Below are 14,611 nucleotides of genomic sequence, written 5' to 3'. Positions count from 1 at the left end.
GGCGCTATGGAGTGTCGAGCTCCGTCTCGACGAGCGATATCGCCGGCTAGCAAGCCGGTCAGGATGGAACCTGACCCCTCCAAGGCACGCGTGGTCTCAGGCTGCCAGTGCTGCCGACCCTCGCGCGCTATGGAAGAAGCCGGTCCCCCGCAATACTCAATATAGCGCCTGATACATCTTGCGCCGATACTGAATGGTCAGCGGGTCGTCGTTCCCGAGCAGATCGAATACTTCCAGCATGCTGCGCTGCGGACTGTTGTCTGCATACCCGCGGTCGGTCTGGAACAGGAGCAGTAACGTAGCGAGAGCGGACTCGTAATTCCCATCGGCGAGATCGAGTATTGCCAGTTGATAGCTAGCTTCGCTGTCGCTTGCATCGGCCGCGCTGCGGGCCTCAAGCGAGGCTCGGCCGGGGAAACCGGCTGCCTCCCGCAGGAACTTGATCTGGGCCTTCAACCCGTTGATGGCCTGTTTATGGGCGTCCTTATCGGTAACCGAACCAATCACCTGTTCAGCATCGTCCAGCTGGTCGCCCGCTACCAGAGCTTTAGCCAGCAACACCAGTAACTCGTCATCCGGTTGTGCGTCAATCGCCTGTTGCAAGAGCGACTGGGCCTGTTGATAGGCGCCGGTTGCGATCAGTTCCCGCGCTTGGCCAGCCACATCCATCGACTCGTCCTGCGGGACTTCGGCTGGCTCGGTGATATGCGGTGCGAGCATCGTGCGGATTGCGCTTTCAGGTTGCACACCCGCGAAGCCATCGACCGGTTGGCCGTCCTTGAACAGCACCACGGTGGGCAGGCTGCGAATACCGAAGCGCTCCGATAGAGCCGCCTGTGCGTCACAGTCCACCTTGGCCAACAAGAGTTCGCCGCCGAGACTCTCGGCGATGGATGCCAAGACCGGCATCAGTGCCTTGCAGGGCGCGCACCACTCGGCCCAGAAATCGACCAGTACAGGTTTATGGAAAGAGTTTTCCAGAACGAAGCGGTCGAAATCCTCGGCGGTAACATCAAAAATATAAGGCGATTGGCTCATGGGGCTTCCAGGGCAAAGGTGGCTATCGGAGTAATATGGTGGCGAGTCAGGGATATTCAAGACCAGCGCAGTAGAGCGCAACCTGACGGAATTCCAGCGGTTCGCCGAGGTCAGGCAATGTCTGGCCGACCAGCGTGTCCAGGCGTCGATAACCCGGGTGACGAAGATCGCGAACGCGTGAGTCGGCGACCAGCACCTGATTGCTGCGCGCGGCGAAGTGATCGAGAAACACGCGGTTGTCCGCATCGTAAAGCACATCCGCAGCCAGGATCATATCCAGCTTGCCGTCGACCGCGAAAAAGTCCTCCGCGAGCTCGATGTCGAGCTCATTGAGTTCAGCATTCAACTGGCTGGCCCAGCGCGCCGGAGCGTCCAGATCGCAGGCGATGCTGGCGCTGGCTCCGGCGGCACGGCAGGCGAGGGCGACAACGCCCGACCCGGCGCCGAAATCCAGCACGCGCTTGCCGCGTACCTGTTCGGGATGGTCCAGCACCCAGCGGGCCAGCGCAAGGCCGCTGCCCCAGCAGAATCCCCAGTACGGAGGTTTATCGAGCAGGGCGCGCGTCTCCTGCTCGGCAAAGGCGCGATCCAGATTGACCGGATCCAGCAGCCACAGGCGCAATTCGGGCAGCCCCGGCAGCTCGGTAGGCACCAAGCGCGCCTCGGTCAGCACCTCTTGCAGCGTGGTTTCGAGTTGATTCAACAGCATCGAGAGCATCTTGTAGGTCGTAAGGACGGGCAGTGTAACCCTTCGCAACGATTTATTAGCAGTCTGGTTGGGAGTAACATGGGGGCCGCTATTTCATCCTCAGGATTCCTCTATGCATTGTCCGTTCTGTGGCGCTCACGACACCAAGGTGATTGACTCCCGGCTGGTGACCGACGGGGATCAGGTACGCCGTCGCCGCGAGTGTCTGGCTTGTCAGGAGCGCTTTACCACCTTCGAGATTGCCGAGCTGGTGATGCCGCGGCTGGTCAAGCAGGACGGCCGCCGTCAGCCCTTTGATGAAGACAAGCTGCGTGCCGGCCTGCTACGGGCCCTGGAGAAACGCCCGGTGAGCGTGGAGGAAATCGAGGCTGCCATCAGCCGTATCAAGCATCGACTGCGCGCCACCGGCGAGCGTGAAATCAAGGCCATGGTGGTCGGCGAACTGGTGATGGACGAGCTCAAGCAGCTGGACGAAGTGGCCTATATCCGCTTTGCCTCGGTGTATCGCCGCTTCCAGGACCTGGATCAGTTCCGGGAAGAAATCGAACGCCTGTCGCGCCGTGAAAAGGCTGAGCCGGATGTCTGATCTGGAAATTTGTGACCGCCAGATGATGTCCCGCGCCGTGCAGCTGGCAGCGCGCGGACTCTATACCACCGATCCTAACCCGCGCGTTGGCTGCGTGCTGGTGCGCGAGGGCGTAATCGTTGGCGAAGGCTGGCACGTGCGGGCAGGCGAAGGCCATGCAGAAGTCAATGCGCTGGCCATGGCGGGTGATAACGCCAGGGGCGCAACCGCCTACGTCACGCTTGAACCCTGCAGTCATTTCGGCAAGACGCCGCCCTGCGCTGATGGTCTGATCAAGGCGGGTGTGGCACGGGTCGTCGCAGCCATGCAGGATCCCAACCCACAGGTTGCAGGTCGAGGCCTTACGCGTCTGCGCGACGCGGGTATCGACGTGCAGTGCGGCGTGCTGGAGAGCGAGGCGCGGGCGCTGAATCCAGGTTTCATCAAACGCATGGAAACCGGTCTGCCCTGGGTCCGCATGAAGCTGGCAATGAGCCTCGACGGGCGCACGGCAATGGCCAGCGGTGAAAGCCAATGGATTACCGGCCCGGATGCGCGCAGTGATGTGCAGCGCCTGCGGGCGCGCAGCGGTGCGGTGATCAGCGGCGCCGACAGCGTGCTGCTGGATGATTCGACGCTGACCGTGCGTGCCAGCGAGCTCGGATTACCTGAGGCCGAAGCAATCGCCGCCGCAGCACGCCAACCGCTCAGGGTCCTGGTTGACGGGCGACTGCGGGTGCCACTGGAGAGCAGGCTGTTTCGCCAGTCTGGTCCGGTGCTGGTGGCCTGTCGCACACCGCGAGGCCGTGTGCCGGATTACGGTTTCGCTGGTGCCGAATTGCTGTCCTTGCCGGACGAGGCCGGTGAAAAGGTTGATCTCGACGCCTTATTGCGCGAGTTGGTCAGCCGTGGCTGCAATGAGGTGCTGGTTGAATCCGGCGCCGGATTATCGGGCGCGTTCTACCGGGCCGGGCTGGTAGATGAACTGGTTGTGTATATGGCCCCCCGCTTACTTGGCAGTCGCGGCCGTCCGCTGGTCGAGCTGCCCTTTGATTCCATGAGTGAAGCCCAGGATCTCGACATTATCGACATGCGTGCGGTCGGTCGGGACTGGCGCATCACCGCGCGACCGGTTTTTCCTTCCTGAGACAGTGATATGAGTGCATTTGAAGTCGTTCTGATTCTGCTGGCGGTGCTGGCTGTGGCAGGCGTGGTGCTGGAGGAGGTTACCCACGTCAGCAAGGCGATGGTGGTGTTGTTCTTTGGCACGCTGGCGTGGATTCTGATGTTTATTGCCGCGCCGGATGAACTGGCCCGTGCCCGAGTGCAGGAAGCATTGAATCACAATATTCTGGATATCGCCGGCCTCTGGCTGTTTCTGATGGCGACCATGACTTTTGTGGCGTACCTGAATAAGAAAGGGCTCATCGACAGCGTTATCTTCAAGATACTGCCGACCCATGTCAGCGAGCGTAAGCTATTGTTTCTTACCGCGCTGTTCTGCTTCTTTTTCTCATCGATCGCCGACAATATCACCGCCACGCTGGTATCCATGGCGCTGGTGCTGAGCCTGCGCCTGGAGCTGCGCAAGACGTTGCGATTTGCCACCCTGGTGGTGTTCTCGGTGAACTCCGGCGGCGTTGCAATGATTACCGGTGACGTCACCACCCTGATGATATTTCTTGCCGGAAAGCTTGAGATTACCCATCTGCTGTTTCTGATACTTCCGTCACTGGCTGCTGTGCTGCTGCTGGCAACACTGTTGTCCATCGGCATGAACGATCAGGTGGTCATCGACAAGAGCTCCAAGGTGCACTCGCAGAAGGTAGAGCGCGTCATCGCGGCTATTTTCCTGTTGACGATCATCGGGACAATCCTCGGCAGCCTGGTGTTCGACATTCCACCGCTGCTCAGTTTTCTGGGCGGGCTGGCGCTGATGTTTCTTGTGGCCCATTTTCTACACGAAGATGTTTCCAAGGATCCGATCCTGGAATATATCCGCGCCATCGAATTCGAGACGCTGCTGTTTTTCCTGGGCATCCTGTTGCTGGTCGGCATGTTGCAGTTTATTGGGGTGTTGCACGGCCTCACTGCGCTATATGACGTGGTGCCGGTGCTGGTGGCCAACTTCCTGATGGGCGTACTGTCGGCACTGATCGACAACGTACCCCTGACCGCCGCGCTGCTGAAATCCGACCTGGAGATGAGCGTGGCTGAGTGGATGGGGCTGACTTATGCTGTCGGAGTGGGCGGTTCCCTGCTTATAATTGGCTCTGCCGCAGGCATCGTGGCGATGAGCAAGGTGCCGGGGCTGACCTTCATGTCTTATCTACGCAGCTTCGGCCTGCTGTTCCTTTCCTTCGCCGTCGGTTTTGTGGCGGTATATTTAACCGGATTGATGATCGAGTGACCGCGGGCTGACATCCAACCCCAATAGAGGCGTCTATGTTTACCGGCATTATCGAAGCGGTGGGCCAAATTCAGAGCATGCAACCGCGCAGCGGTGACGTGCGAGTGTATGTAAAGACTGGCAAACTGGGTCTTGCCGATGTGAAGCTGGGCGACAGCATTGCCGTAAACGGCGTGTGTCTGACGGCGGTAGAGTTACCTGGCGACGGGTTCTGGGCGGATGTCAGCCAGGAAACCATGCGTCGTACTGCGTTTACCCGGCTCACGATCGGCAGCCAGGTCAACCTGGAGAAGGCGCTGACTGCGAGTACGCGTCTGGGTGGTCACATGGTCAGCGGTCATGTTGATGGAGTCGGGCATGTACTGTCGCGTAGCGAAGAAGCACGCTCGGTGCGTTTTCGTATCGAAGCGCCCGCGGCACTGGCCAAATACATCGCCGAGAAAGGTTCGATTACGGTTGATGGCACCAGCCTCACCGTGAATTCGGTCGATGGCGCTGTGTTCGATCTGAATATCGTGCCGCATACCATTCAGGAGACGGTGATGGGTGAATACCAGCCCGGACACCCGGTCAATCTGGAGGTAGACGTTATTGCCCGTTATCTGGAGCGCCTGTTGCTCGGCGACAAGGCTGCCGAGTCCGGCTCAGGCAGCACAATCAACCTGGCTTTTCTGGCCGAAAACGGCTTTCTCAAGCCCTGAATTGCGAGCCCGGGAGGGCCTTATGAAACTGAATACAATCGAAGAACTGGTTGAAGATATCCGTCTGGGCAAGATGGTCATCCTCATGGATGACGAAGATCGCGAGAACGAAGGCGATCTGATCATGGCCGCCGAGGCCTGCCAGGCAGAGCATATCAACTTCATGGCGCGGCACGGTCGCGGCCTTATCTGCATGCCAATGAGCCTGGAGCATTGCGAGCGGCTCAAGTTACCGCTGATGGTTCAACGCAACAGCTCCGGTTTCGGCACCAAATTCACCGTTTCGATCGAGGCGGCTGAAGGGGTCACAACAGGTATTTCCGCAGCCGATCGGGCGCGCACCGTGCAGGCTGCCGCAGCGCGTGATGCGGTTGCTGAAGATATTGTCAGCCCCGGCCACATCTTCCCGCTGATGGCTCAGCCCGGCGGCGTGCTGGCGCGTGCCGGTCATACCGAAGCGGCTTGCGATCTGGCGCGGATGGCCGGGTTTGGTGAGTCCGGCGTAATCTGCGAGATCATGAACGAGGACGGCAGCATGTCACGCCGCCCCGAGCTTGAAGCCTTCGCCGAAGAACACGGTCTGAAAATCGGCACCATTGCCGACATGATTCACTATCGCCTGCTCAACGAGCACACCGTGCAGCGCCTTTCGGAACAACCGCTGGATACCGAGCTGGGCAGCTTCAACCTGGTCACCTACCGCGACAGCCTCGACGGTTCGGTGCATCTCGCGCTGACCCTTGGCGAAATCGAACCCGAAGAGCCGACCCTGGTGCGTGTCCATAACATGGATCCGCTCCGCGATCTGTTCATGGTCAAGCAGCCGGGCCGCTGGAGCTTGCGCGCCGCCATGGCCAAACTGGCCGAACAGGGTAATGGCGTGGTCCTGCTGCTGGGTAATCAGATGAACGGTGAAGAGCTGTTGCACCATGTCAGGCAGCTGACCGGCGACGAAGCTCCGGCGCGGCGCCCGGCGACATACAACACTGTGGGCGCCGGCTCGCAGATCCTGCGCGACCTTGGCGTACGCAAGATGCGCCTGTTGTCCACGCCGATGAAGTTCAACGCCATATCCGGCTTCGACCTGGAAGTAGTAGAATATCTGCCCTGCGAATAAACGCATCGATTTGCGGCTGCGCCATGGAGTGCAGCCGGTTCTTTAAGAGAGAGTAAACATGACTGCTATCCGTACCATTGAAGGCGATTTCATTGCAGCCGACGGACGTTACGCACTGGTTGTAGGTCGCTTCAACAGTTTTGTGGTGGAAAGCCTCGTCGCTGGCGCCGTTGACACGCTCAAGCGCCACGGCGTCAAGGAAGCCGATATCACTATCATTCGGGTTCCCGGCGCCTTCGAGATTCCGCTCATGGTGCAGAAGGTAGCTGAGCTCAAGGACTTCGACGCCATCATCACCCTGGGCGCGGTCATTCGTGGCGGCACCCCGCACTTCGAGTATGTTGCTGGCGAATGCGTCAAGGGCGTCGGCGCGGTGTCGCTGGACTTCGGCGTGCCGGTAGCTTTCGGTGTATTGACTGTCGACAGCATCGAGCAGGCCATTGAGCGTTCCGGCACCAAGGCTGGCAACAAGGGCGCTGAGGCAGCTTTGTCCGCAATCGAAATGGTCAGCGTAATCAAGCAGCTGGGGGCTTAAGTGAGCGATTTCGAGCAGCAACCGCCGGCGGCCGGTCGCCCCAAGGCTTCAGCGCGTCGCAAGGCGCGCAGCATGGCGGTGCAGGCGCTTTATTCCTGGCAGATCGCGGGTATGCCGCTGTCTGACATCGAGGCGCAGTTCCGTACCGACAATGACTTCAGCAAGGTTGATGGCGCCTATTTTCACGAGTTGCTCACCGGCGTGCCGCGCAATCTCACTGAACTGGACGGCTATCTCGATAGCGTGCTGGACCGTCCGGTGAAGGATATCGATCCGATCGAGCTGGCGGTTCTGCGTATCGGCGTGTATGAGCTGAGCAAGCGCATCGACGTTCCCTACAAGGTCGTTATCAACGAAGGCATCGAGATGGCCAAGATATTTGGCGCTACCGATGGCCATAAATACGTCAATGGCATTCTCGACAAGCTGGCGCCACGCCTGCGCAGTGTCGAGGTCAACGCATCCCGCCGAGGGCGTTGAAGCCAACGGCTGGAGCCGCAGTCATGCCGCTAGGGTCTGTTCCCGTTTCATCACGGCCGCGTCCCTTCGGGTTGCGTGTCAAATGACGCGNCATTACCTGCGTCCCGCGCCTTGCGGATCGCCGCCCGGCCTGGCGCCATTTAACACAGCAACGCGGCTCGCGATGAAACGGGAACAGACCCTAGGTGAATTCGAACTGATCAAACGCTATTTCCGGGGCGCTGCCCTGGAAGCTGCCGGCGATCAGTCGGCCATCGCCCTGGGTATCGGTGACGATGCGGCCCTTCTGGATATCCCGTCCGGCCGGCAGTTGGTGATCTCCACCGACTCGCTGGTGCAGAACACACATTTTCCCTCCGACTGTTCACCGGATGATCTGGGTTACCGCGCGCTGGCGGTTGCCGTCAGTGATCTGGCGGCGATGGCTGCCCGGCCGCTGGCTTTCACGCTTGCTCTGACCCTGCCCGACGTTGAAGAAGACTGGCTGAACGATTTTGCCCGCGGCCTGGCTGAGGCGGCACAGGCATTTGAGATCAGCCTGATCGGCGGCGATACCACCCGCGGTCCGTTGAATATCGGCGTTACCGTGTTCGGTGATGTGCCGCGGGGGCTCGGTTTACAGCGCAGCGGCGCCGTGCCCGGCGATTTGCTCTGTGTTGGAGGCCCGCTGGGTGATGGCGCCGGCGGTCTGGCCGTCGTGCTGGGGCAGGATATGCCCGCGACGCTATCGATTGCCGACCGGCATTACCTTTATCAGCGCTTCTGGCGGCCACAGGCTCAATGCGAGCTGGGACAGGCCTTGGCAGGTATCGCCAGCGCCGGGCTGGATGTGTCGGATGGTCTGCTCGCTGACGCAGGGCATCTCGCCAGCCGTAGCGGTGTAGCCGTGCATATTTGGGCTGATGATCTTCCGCATTCGCCAGCGCTTGGTAATTGGACCGCATCACAACGGTTGCAGCGGATGCTAGGCGGTGGCGATGATTACGTTTTGCTGTTCAGTCTGCCGCCCAGCCACCGTGCTTCGCTTGATGAATGGCAGGCGCGCGGCTGGAGCGTCAGCGTAATCGGCGAAATCCGGGCCGGAGAGGGCGTCTGGCTGGATGAGGGCACGGGCCCGCAGCGCGTCGGGCGGCCAGCCGGCTACAACCATTTTCAAGGAGCCGAATAATATGGCTGACCTACGCGAGCCAACGCCCGCATCCATCTGGCGTAATCCGATTCATTTTCTGGCGTTCGGATTCGGTAGCGGCGCTGCGCCCAAGGCGCCCGGTACCTTTGGCACGCTGGCTGCCATGCCATTCATATTGCTGTGGCAGCAGCTGCCGCCGGGTGGATACAGCCTGGTGCTGGTGCTCAGCACGCTACTCGGGATCTGGCTGTGTCACCGCACCGCGGCTGATCTGGGTGTGCATGACCATGGTGGTATCGTCTGGGACGAGTTTGTCGGCGTATGGATTGCCCTGTGGCTGGCGCCGGACGGTTGGGGATGGCTGGTTGCCGGCTTCGTGCTGTTCCGTTTGTTTGATATATGGAAGCCTTGGCCTATTGGCTGGGTGGATAGAAAGGTGCACGGCGGGCTGGGTATCATGCTCGATGATATTCTCGCCGGGTTCATGGCGTTGATCGTGCTGCTGATTGCCGAGTTCGCGCTGGGTTGGATTTGATTAACCGTAGGATGCATACTCGCGGCTGATCATTGCCGCGGCCTTGAGACTGACAATGGATGCCGCTCAATGAATATCCCGCACCGCTGCGCACTGTTCTTCACCTTGCTATTGATTGCTGGCCCGACATTGGCCGAACCCGCCATACGTGTTGTGGGGCTGTTCTCCGGCGCGGCGGTGGTGACCATCGATGGCCAGCGGCATATGCTCCGTGTTGGCAAGCCGGGACCGCAGGGCATAGAACTGCTCTCGGCCGACAGCAGCAGCGCTCGCCTGGCTATCAATGGCAAGCCTCGGGAGTTTCGGCTGCAAAAGGATTTCTCGCAGAGCAATGCGCAGCAAGAGCAGCAACGGGTGATGGTGCCGCGCGGGCAGGGTGGTCATTTTCGCATTCAGGGCTCGATCAATGGCCACGGCGTCCCTTTTCTGATCGATACCGGCGCCACCAGCGTGGCGATGAACTCCGCTCATGCGCGGCGTCTGGGTATCGACTACAAGGTGACCGGTACCCGAGTGGGCGTGACCACCGCCAGCGGCATCGCGGACGGGTATCGCGTACGGCTGGACCGTATCAAGGCCGGCGAGATCGAGCTCTACAATATCGAAGGAATGGTGCTTGAGGGCAGCTACCCCACCGAAGTTCTGCTGGGTATGACGTTTCTCAGCCGGCTGCGCCTGGTCGACGAGGGCAATATATTGGTCATGGAGCGCCGATACTGATCTCCGTCAGCGTTGCTTCGCCTACGACTGCAATCGCCGCGCCCCCGTCACTCTGATAATATGTATGCCCTTTTATTGCAGTGGTCCACACAGGAGACCGGTGTGCCTGTCACCTTCGTCGCGTCATCCCAACTCCCCACCCAGTGGGGTACTTTCACCATGCATGGCTTCCTCGAACCGGGAACTGGCAAGGAACACGTGGTGCTCACAATGGGAGATGTAGCGGATGGCCGCCCGGTGTTGGGACGCTTGCATTCCGAGTGCCTGACCGGCGACGCGCTATTCAGTCTGCGCTGTGATTGCGGCTTTCAGCTCGAAGCCGCACTCAAGGCTATTGCCGAAGAGGGCCGCGGCGCGCTGTTCTATCTGCGACAGGAAGGTCGCGGCATCGGTCTGATGAACAAGATTCGCGCTTACCACTTGCAGGATAACGGCGCCGACACCGTCGAAGCCAACGTCCAGTTGGGGTTCGGTGCGGATCAGCGCGATTATGCCATCTGCAAGCCCATGCTGGCCCACTTGGGCATTACCAGTCTCAAGCTGCTTACCAACAATCCACGCAAGGTCAAGGCGTTGGAAAGTTTCGGTATTCCGGTGGTCGAGCGTCTGCCATTGCAGTTTGGCGAAAACCCCCACAACAGCAAATATCTCGCGACCAAGGCGGGCAAGTTGGGCCATCTGCTCGGCAAGCTTCATCAAGCCGAGGCAGACTGATGCTGGACACTCATACTCATTGGAAGGCGCTGCAGCGTAACTGGCGCATGCAGTGCGCCGCCTCATTGTTGTTGCCCATTGCCCTGGTCTGGTTGCTGGGTGATAACTGGCAGCCGGTGCTGGACAACGCCGCCGTGCCCATCTTCATAGTCGGACTGGCCAGCACATTGCTCACGGTGTGGCGCTTCCGACAATACCGGTTCGCGCTGGTCGAAGCCGATAACAATGGCGACTCCCCTGCAGCCGAACAGGCCTGGGCTCGATTGCACCATCAACAATTGCTCGGGCTGCTGAATGCGAAGCTGCCTGGCTGGATCGGGATGCTGCATTACGTTGCCGTTGGTGAAATCGTACCGTTGATTCTGCTGGTACTGGCCAGCCAGGGCGCCATGTTGCTCTATCGTCCTCCGACGGCCCGGATGCAGTGATGCGTGGCTGGCTCTTGGCTGGCTTGTTTTTCCACAGTATCTGCGTACCCGCTGCCGAGCGCGTGGTCAGTCTGGCTCCGTTTCTCACCGACATTGTCATCATGCTCGACGCAACGGAGCGGTTGGTGGGTGTGCTCGACGAAGGGCAACGTTCCGCGGAGCTCGACGCTGTACCGCGCGTGGGTGGCCATCAAAGCCTGTCGCTGGAATTGATCGTCTCGCAGAAACCTGACCTGGTGTTGGCATGGGAGTCCGGCAATCCGCCGGCTTTGCTCAGTCGTCTGGAGGGTTGGGGCATCCAGGTGCTGCGTTTTGACCCGAAGGATCTCGAGAGTATCGCCTCGGCGGTCGAGCAATTGGGAAATGTACTTCAGGTTGCCGAGCGGGCCGCTGCTGTGACTGGGCGCTACAATGCGGCGCTATCGCAACTCGCGGTGCCGGTGGGCGATGATGCGCCCCGCGTATTTATCCAGCTATGGGACGATCCGATATACACCGTCAGCGGAAACCAGCTGATTGGTGATGCGGTCAATCACTGCGGTGGGATCAATGTATTCGATGCTTTGCCAGGATTGGCTCCGCAGGTCGGCCGGGAGGGCGTGCTGGCGGCTAACCCTGATCTGATTCTGGTTCTGGCAGACGACGGCAAGGCCGTAACAGAATGGCTCGACCGTTGGCGGCGGTTTCCGCAACTCAATGCGGTGCGCCAGGATGGCTTGCATGTGCTCGACAGTGACCGCCTGGTTCGACCGACGCCAGATGTGCTGGATGGCGTTGCGCAACTTTGCGAATTGATCGCGCGTCAGCGCGAATTGTCGCGGGCCGCCAATTGAGGCGTCGCTTGCTGTGGCTCGCCGGGACAGGCTGATCCGGTATCGTTCAGGCCTTGCGCTTGAGCTTCCAGCGAGGCTTTAGCAACACCATTTCTCCAATGCAATTTGATGACATAGACACTGTCGAAGTCTTCCCGGTGCCAGCGGTCGACGGCCAGGCTTTCGTCCGCGTCCACCTCCTCCAGCAGCTCGTTCATGATTTCCGACACGTATCCCCGTGACCAGGCGGTGTAAATGGTGCTGTTGCGGTACTGCGGGTCGGTCAGCTCATCCACGATATCCCCGACGTCGTTGGCATTGAACGAGGTGTTTATCGGTAGCCCGTGGGCAATAGCAGTGGGGGCGATGGTCAGCAGTGGGCGCAGGTAGTTGAATTCCGCGTCGTCCGGTCCTTCTTCCACCCTTCTGTCGGGATTGGCGGCAAATACGTAATCAGGCGCGCCGAAGCGTTCCGGAAGTAATGCGGGCAAGGCCAGGGAACGGTTCAGACCCTGGCAGTTCAGCTGTCCAAGCCCATCGTTAGGCTTCTCGGCATGCCGTAGAAAAACCAGCGTCTGCAAGGCCTCTTCGGGCTCAGGTGTACTGTCGAGCCCTGTGTAAACCAGCCAGGAGATGGCCAGCAAGGGAACGACGATGAGTGCGCGGGTACGGTTGTTGAACATGGAAGACTGCCGGCGACTTGGGGGTTAGCCCAAGTATCGACAGTCTTTATTGCAGGAAGTTTTCAGTGCTAGACAAAGGGTGATCAGCTCTGTCGGAAACGTCAGCCTTACAGGCACCTGGGGAGCGCCTGCAGGCGTCCGGCAGCTTTGCGGCTGCCGGCTGCCCTGACGCTAGATCTCCGGGGTCCAGCTCACAGCGAGTCGTGCATTCAGTCCTTCCTCTTGATACGCATAGGTTCGACCGCCGGTGCTGTAGTTCGCCACGCCGTAATCCCGTTCAAGCACATTGCTAAGCTTGGCATCCAGACGCAGGCTGGACGTAGCGCGCCAATGACCGCGCAACTCCAGAGTGCCAAAGCCAGGCAGCCGCTGCTCGTTTTCACGATCGTTGAATCGCTCGCTATTGGCGATCACGCTGAAGCCTACGCCGAACGAGCCAAGCTGACGGTCTGCGTCCAGACTCAGCGTTCGCTTGGAGCGTCGTGGCAGTTGATTGCCGGTACTGCGCTCACGCGGGTCCAGCCAGGCAGCGGCCAACAAGGTATCCCAGCCAAACAGATGCTTGCCAAGGCTGGCTTCAAGTCCGTGGATGCGCGCTTGGCTGATGTTCTGGGCAACGAAAAATGGATCCAGAAGGATCATGTCGTCAATATCCGTGCGGTACGCCGCCACCTGCAACTCAGCGCCATCGTGCTGGCCGCGCCATTGCAACTCATAGGTCTGTGATTCTTCAGGCTGGAGCAGCGGGTTAGCGCCGAAGCTCGTGTACAGGTCGTTGAAGGTCGGTGCGCGGAAGCCTTCACCGTAGGACGCGACAAGCTGCTGGTTAGCGGTCACAGGCAGGATCACAGCGGCATTGAAAGCATTGTGGTGGCCGAACTGCTCGTTATCATCATGCCGCCAGCCGAGCTCGGTGGTGAAGCCTTCGCCCTTGAACTGATGCTGGATAAAGGCTGCATTGTTGTAGCGCTCGGTCTGCGTGAATGCGGAGTTGCTCCGCAAGCGATCTTCATACCAGTCGATGCCCAGCTGTAGCCGATGCTGATCGCCTACGCTCAACGTATTCAGCCAGCTGGCTGAGTCGCGGTAGGTGTTGTAGGTATAAGTGGCCAGGTCATAGATGCTGTCGCGTTTATCCTCGGCATGTCCGGCCTCCAGACGGGTCGTCCAGGCTTCGCTTACATCCCACTGCAGGTGCGTCGAGACCGTGCTCAGCGCGAAATCATCCTCGGGGTTTCCGAACAGATCATATTCAGTATTGCCTGTCTGTTCGGCGAGCTTGATGCCACCGCTAAGTCTGTCGCTGAAGTTGTGGTTGAGGCTGAGATTGAAAGCGCGGTTCCGGAAGCCGTCGCGGTCTTCATCGCCGCCGGTGTTATGGCGGGTGCGATCTATGCCGGCTGTTTCGCTGAGCGTGGCGCCGAGGTCGAAGGTGGTACGTTGGTCGCCGCCGGAAAGGCCGGCACTGCGAACGAAGCTCTGATTGCTGCCGACTCCGAGTTTGAGTCGCGGACGAAGACCGGGCTCGCCCTGGCGGGTGAATATCTGAATCACGCCGCCGATTGCATCAGATCCGTAAACGGCTGAGCGAGGGCCGCGGATCACTTCGATACGCTCGATCTGTTCGATATCCAGGAACTCGAGACTTGGCTGTCCCGCTGAAGCGCTGCTGATGCGTTGTCCGTCGACCAGCACCAGCGTCTGGGTTGCACCGGTCCCGCGTAACGATAATGTAGTCAGGCTCCCAAGCCCGCCATTGGTGGTCAGCGAAGCGCCTGGTACACGGCGTAGCAGATCAGCCACACTGGACGGCTGCAGACGTTCGATATCGGCGCGATCAAATATACTACTCGCGGCGGGGCTGCTCATTGTCGGCTGTGCCATGCGCGAGGCAGTAACTACCGTATCCGGCAAGTCGAGGCTATTGGCTGCAGTGACGGCGGACGCCAGCATGGCGGGAAAAAACAGGGCGAACTTGTTCATGTTGATCCTCAAAAGAAGCTTTTGAGGAGGGCGAGGAGCCAGTGGAGTTGCC

At 59.9% G+C, this 14,611-nt stretch carries 17 protein-coding genes; 13 read left to right on the top strand and 4 right to left on the bottom strand.

Annotated elements, in window-relative coordinates; genetic code table 11:
- Positions 1–156: 156 nt before the first annotated feature.
- Together trxA and FZE95_RS18535 are read right to left on the bottom strand one after the other, a co-directional pair.
- A complete protein-coding gene (gene trxA / locus FZE95_RS18540; protein ID WP_150302309.1) occupies positions 157–1,038 on the bottom strand; it encodes a thioredoxin in 882 nt (293 codons plus the stop codon).
- A 46-nt stretch (positions 1,039–1,084) separates the two neighbouring features.
- Positions 1,085–1,747, bottom strand: a complete 663-nt coding sequence (locus FZE95_RS18535) for a class I SAM-dependent methyltransferase (RefSeq protein ID WP_150302308.1) — start codon at positions 1,745–1,747, stop codon at positions 1,085–1,087.
- A 112-nt stretch (positions 1,748–1,859) separates the two neighbouring features.
- Here FZE95_RS18535 and nrdR point away from each other — a divergent pair, with 112 nt between their 5' ends.
- The 13 genes from nrdR to FZE95_RS18470 all read left to right on the top strand — a co-directional run bounded on the left by nrdR (position 1,860) and on the right by FZE95_RS18470 (position 11,914).
- The gene (gene nrdR / locus FZE95_RS18530) at positions 1,860–2,333 is read left to right on the top strand and encodes a transcriptional regulator NrdR (RefSeq protein WP_150302307.1); all 474 of its coding nucleotides are present in this window, start codon (positions 1,860–1,862) and stop codon (positions 2,331–2,333) included.
- Positions 2,326–3,459 (top strand): bifunctional diaminohydroxyphosphoribosylaminopyrimidine deaminase/5-amino-6-(5-phosphoribosylamino)uracil reductase RibD, encoded by a 1,134-nt coding sequence (gene ribD / locus FZE95_RS18525; protein WP_190324600.1) that lies wholly within the window; start codon positions 2,326–2,328, stop codon positions 3,457–3,459. Before nrdR ends, ribD begins: the two co-directional genes overlap by 8 nt.
- Before the next feature lie 9 nt (positions 3,460–3,468).
- Positions 3,469–4,722, top strand: coding sequence for a sodium:proton antiporter NhaD (gene nhaD / locus FZE95_RS18520; RefSeq protein ID WP_150302306.1), 1,254 nt, complete (start codon positions 3,469–3,471; stop codon positions 4,720–4,722).
- Between the two features lie 35 nt (positions 4,723–4,757).
- Positions 4,758–5,423 carry a riboflavin synthase gene (locus FZE95_RS18515; RefSeq protein WP_150302305.1) on the top strand — a complete coding sequence of 222 codons (666 nt, stop codon included), beginning with the start codon at positions 4,758–4,760 and terminating at the stop codon, positions 5,421–5,423.
- A gap of 22 nt (positions 5,424–5,445) precedes the next feature.
- Complete coding sequence (gene ribBA, locus FZE95_RS18510; RefSeq protein ID WP_150302304.1) at positions 5,446–6,540, top strand: bifunctional 3,4-dihydroxy-2-butanone-4-phosphate synthase/GTP cyclohydrolase II; 1,095 nt, start codon at positions 5,446–5,448, stop codon at positions 6,538–6,540.
- Positions 6,541–6,598: 58 nt separating this feature from the next.
- On the top strand, positions 6,599–7,075 hold the full coding sequence (gene ribH / locus FZE95_RS18505) for a 6,7-dimethyl-8-ribityllumazine synthase (RefSeq protein ID WP_150302303.1): 477 nt from the start codon (positions 6,599–6,601) through the stop codon (positions 7,073–7,075).
- Positions 7,076–7,555 carry a transcription antitermination factor NusB gene (gene nusB / locus FZE95_RS18500; protein ID WP_150302302.1) on the top strand — a complete coding sequence of 160 codons (480 nt, stop codon included), beginning with the start codon at positions 7,076–7,078 and terminating at the stop codon, positions 7,553–7,555.
- Between the two features lie 163 nt (positions 7,556–7,718).
- On the top strand, positions 7,719–8,723 hold the full coding sequence (gene thiL / locus FZE95_RS18495) for a thiamine-phosphate kinase (protein WP_150302301.1): 1,005 nt from the start codon (positions 7,719–7,721) through the stop codon (positions 8,721–8,723).
- A gap of 1 nt (position 8,724) precedes the next feature.
- Positions 8,725–9,219 carry a phosphatidylglycerophosphatase A family protein gene (locus FZE95_RS18490; protein ID WP_150302300.1) on the top strand — a complete coding sequence of 165 codons (495 nt, stop codon included), beginning with the start codon at positions 8,725–8,727 and terminating at the stop codon, positions 9,217–9,219.
- Positions 9,220–9,288: 69 nt separating this feature from the next.
- Positions 9,289–9,939, top strand: a complete 651-nt coding sequence (locus FZE95_RS18485) for a retropepsin-like aspartic protease family protein (RefSeq protein ID WP_150302299.1) — start codon at positions 9,289–9,291, stop codon at positions 9,937–9,939.
- 102 nt (positions 9,940–10,041) lie between these two features.
- Positions 10,042–10,653, top strand: coding sequence for a GTP cyclohydrolase II (gene ribA, locus FZE95_RS18480; protein WP_150302298.1), 612 nt, complete (start codon positions 10,042–10,044; stop codon positions 10,651–10,653).
- Positions 10,653–11,081 (top strand): hypothetical protein, encoded by a 429-nt coding sequence (locus FZE95_RS18475; protein ID WP_150302297.1) that lies wholly within the window; start codon positions 10,653–10,655, stop codon positions 11,079–11,081. Before ribA ends, FZE95_RS18475 begins: the two co-directional genes overlap by 1 nt.
- Positions 11,081–11,914: a cobalamin-binding protein gene (locus FZE95_RS18470; RefSeq protein WP_150302296.1), complete on the top strand. Its 834-nt coding sequence runs from the start codon at positions 11,081–11,083 to the stop codon at positions 11,912–11,914. Before FZE95_RS18475 ends, FZE95_RS18470 begins: the two co-directional genes overlap by 1 nt.
- Here FZE95_RS18470 and FZE95_RS18465 read toward each other — a convergent pair.
- Both FZE95_RS18465 and FZE95_RS18460 read right to left on the bottom strand, forming a co-directional pair.
- Positions 11,884–12,576, bottom strand: a complete 693-nt coding sequence (locus tag FZE95_RS18465; RefSeq protein WP_150302295.1) for a histidine phosphatase family protein — start codon at positions 12,574–12,576, stop codon at positions 11,884–11,886. The two genes, FZE95_RS18470 and FZE95_RS18465, sit on opposite strands and share 31 nt — an antisense overlap.
- 171 nt (positions 12,577–12,747) lie before the next feature.
- Complete coding sequence (locus tag FZE95_RS18460) at positions 12,748–14,559, bottom strand: TonB-dependent receptor domain-containing protein (protein WP_150302294.1); 1,812 nt, start codon at positions 14,557–14,559, stop codon at positions 12,748–12,750.
- Between the last annotated feature and the right edge of the window lie 52 nt (positions 14,560–14,611).

The organism is Pseudomonas profundi, assembly GCF_008638305.1.
GTDB classification, from domain to species: Bacteria; Pseudomonadota; Gammaproteobacteria; order Pseudomonadales; family Pseudomonadaceae; genus Halopseudomonas; species Halopseudomonas profundi.
The sequence above is the reverse complement of the archived record's forward strand: the minus strand, read 5'-3'. Positions and strand labels throughout refer to the sequence as shown.

Excerpts from the sequence above, each read along its gene's own strand:
- trxA (WP_150302309.1), bottom strand. The coding sequence starts at position 1,038 with ATGAGCCAATCGCCTTATATTTTTGATGTTACCGCCGAGGATTTCGAC.
- FZE95_RS18535 (WP_150302308.1), bottom strand. The coding sequence starts at position 1,747 with ATGCTGTTGAATCAACTCGAAACCACGCTGCAAGAGGTGCTGACCGAG.
- nrdR (WP_150302307.1), top strand. The coding sequence starts at position 1,860 with ATGCATTGTCCGTTCTGTGGCGCTCACGACACCAAGGTGATTGACTCC.
- ribD (WP_190324600.1), top strand. The coding sequence starts at position 2,326 with ATGTCTGATCTGGAAATTTGTGACCGCCAGATGATGTCCCGCGCCGTG.
- nhaD (WP_150302306.1), top strand. The coding sequence starts at position 3,469 with ATGAGTGCATTTGAAGTCGTTCTGATTCTGCTGGCGGTGCTGGCTGTG.
- FZE95_RS18515 (WP_150302305.1), top strand. The coding sequence starts at position 4,758 with ATGTTTACCGGCATTATCGAAGCGGTGGGCCAAATTCAGAGCATGCAA.
- ribBA (WP_150302304.1), top strand. The coding sequence starts at position 5,446 with ATGAAACTGAATACAATCGAAGAACTGGTTGAAGATATCCGTCTGGGC.
- ribH (WP_150302303.1), top strand. The coding sequence starts at position 6,599 with ATGACTGCTATCCGTACCATTGAAGGCGATTTCATTGCAGCCGACGGA.
- thiL (WP_150302301.1), top strand. The coding sequence starts at position 7,719 with ATGAAACGGGAACAGACCCTAGGTGAATTCGAACTGATCAAACGCTAT.
- FZE95_RS18490 (WP_150302300.1), top strand. The coding sequence starts at position 8,725 with ATGGCTGACCTACGCGAGCCAACGCCCGCATCCATCTGGCGTAATCCG.
- FZE95_RS18485 (WP_150302299.1), top strand. The coding sequence starts at position 9,289 with ATGAATATCCCGCACCGCTGCGCACTGTTCTTCACCTTGCTATTGATT.
- FZE95_RS18475 (WP_150302297.1), top strand. The coding sequence starts at position 10,653 with ATGCTGGACACTCATACTCATTGGAAGGCGCTGCAGCGTAACTGGCGC.
- FZE95_RS18470 (WP_150302296.1), top strand. The coding sequence starts at position 11,081 with ATGCGTGGCTGGCTCTTGGCTGGCTTGTTTTTCCACAGTATCTGCGTA.
- FZE95_RS18465 (WP_150302295.1), bottom strand. The coding sequence starts at position 12,576 with ATGTTCAACAACCGTACCCGCGCACTCATCGTCGTTCCCTTGCTGGCC.
- FZE95_RS18460 (WP_150302294.1), bottom strand. The coding sequence starts at position 14,559 with ATGAACAAGTTCGCCCTGTTTTTTCCCGCCATGCTGGCGTCCGCCGTC.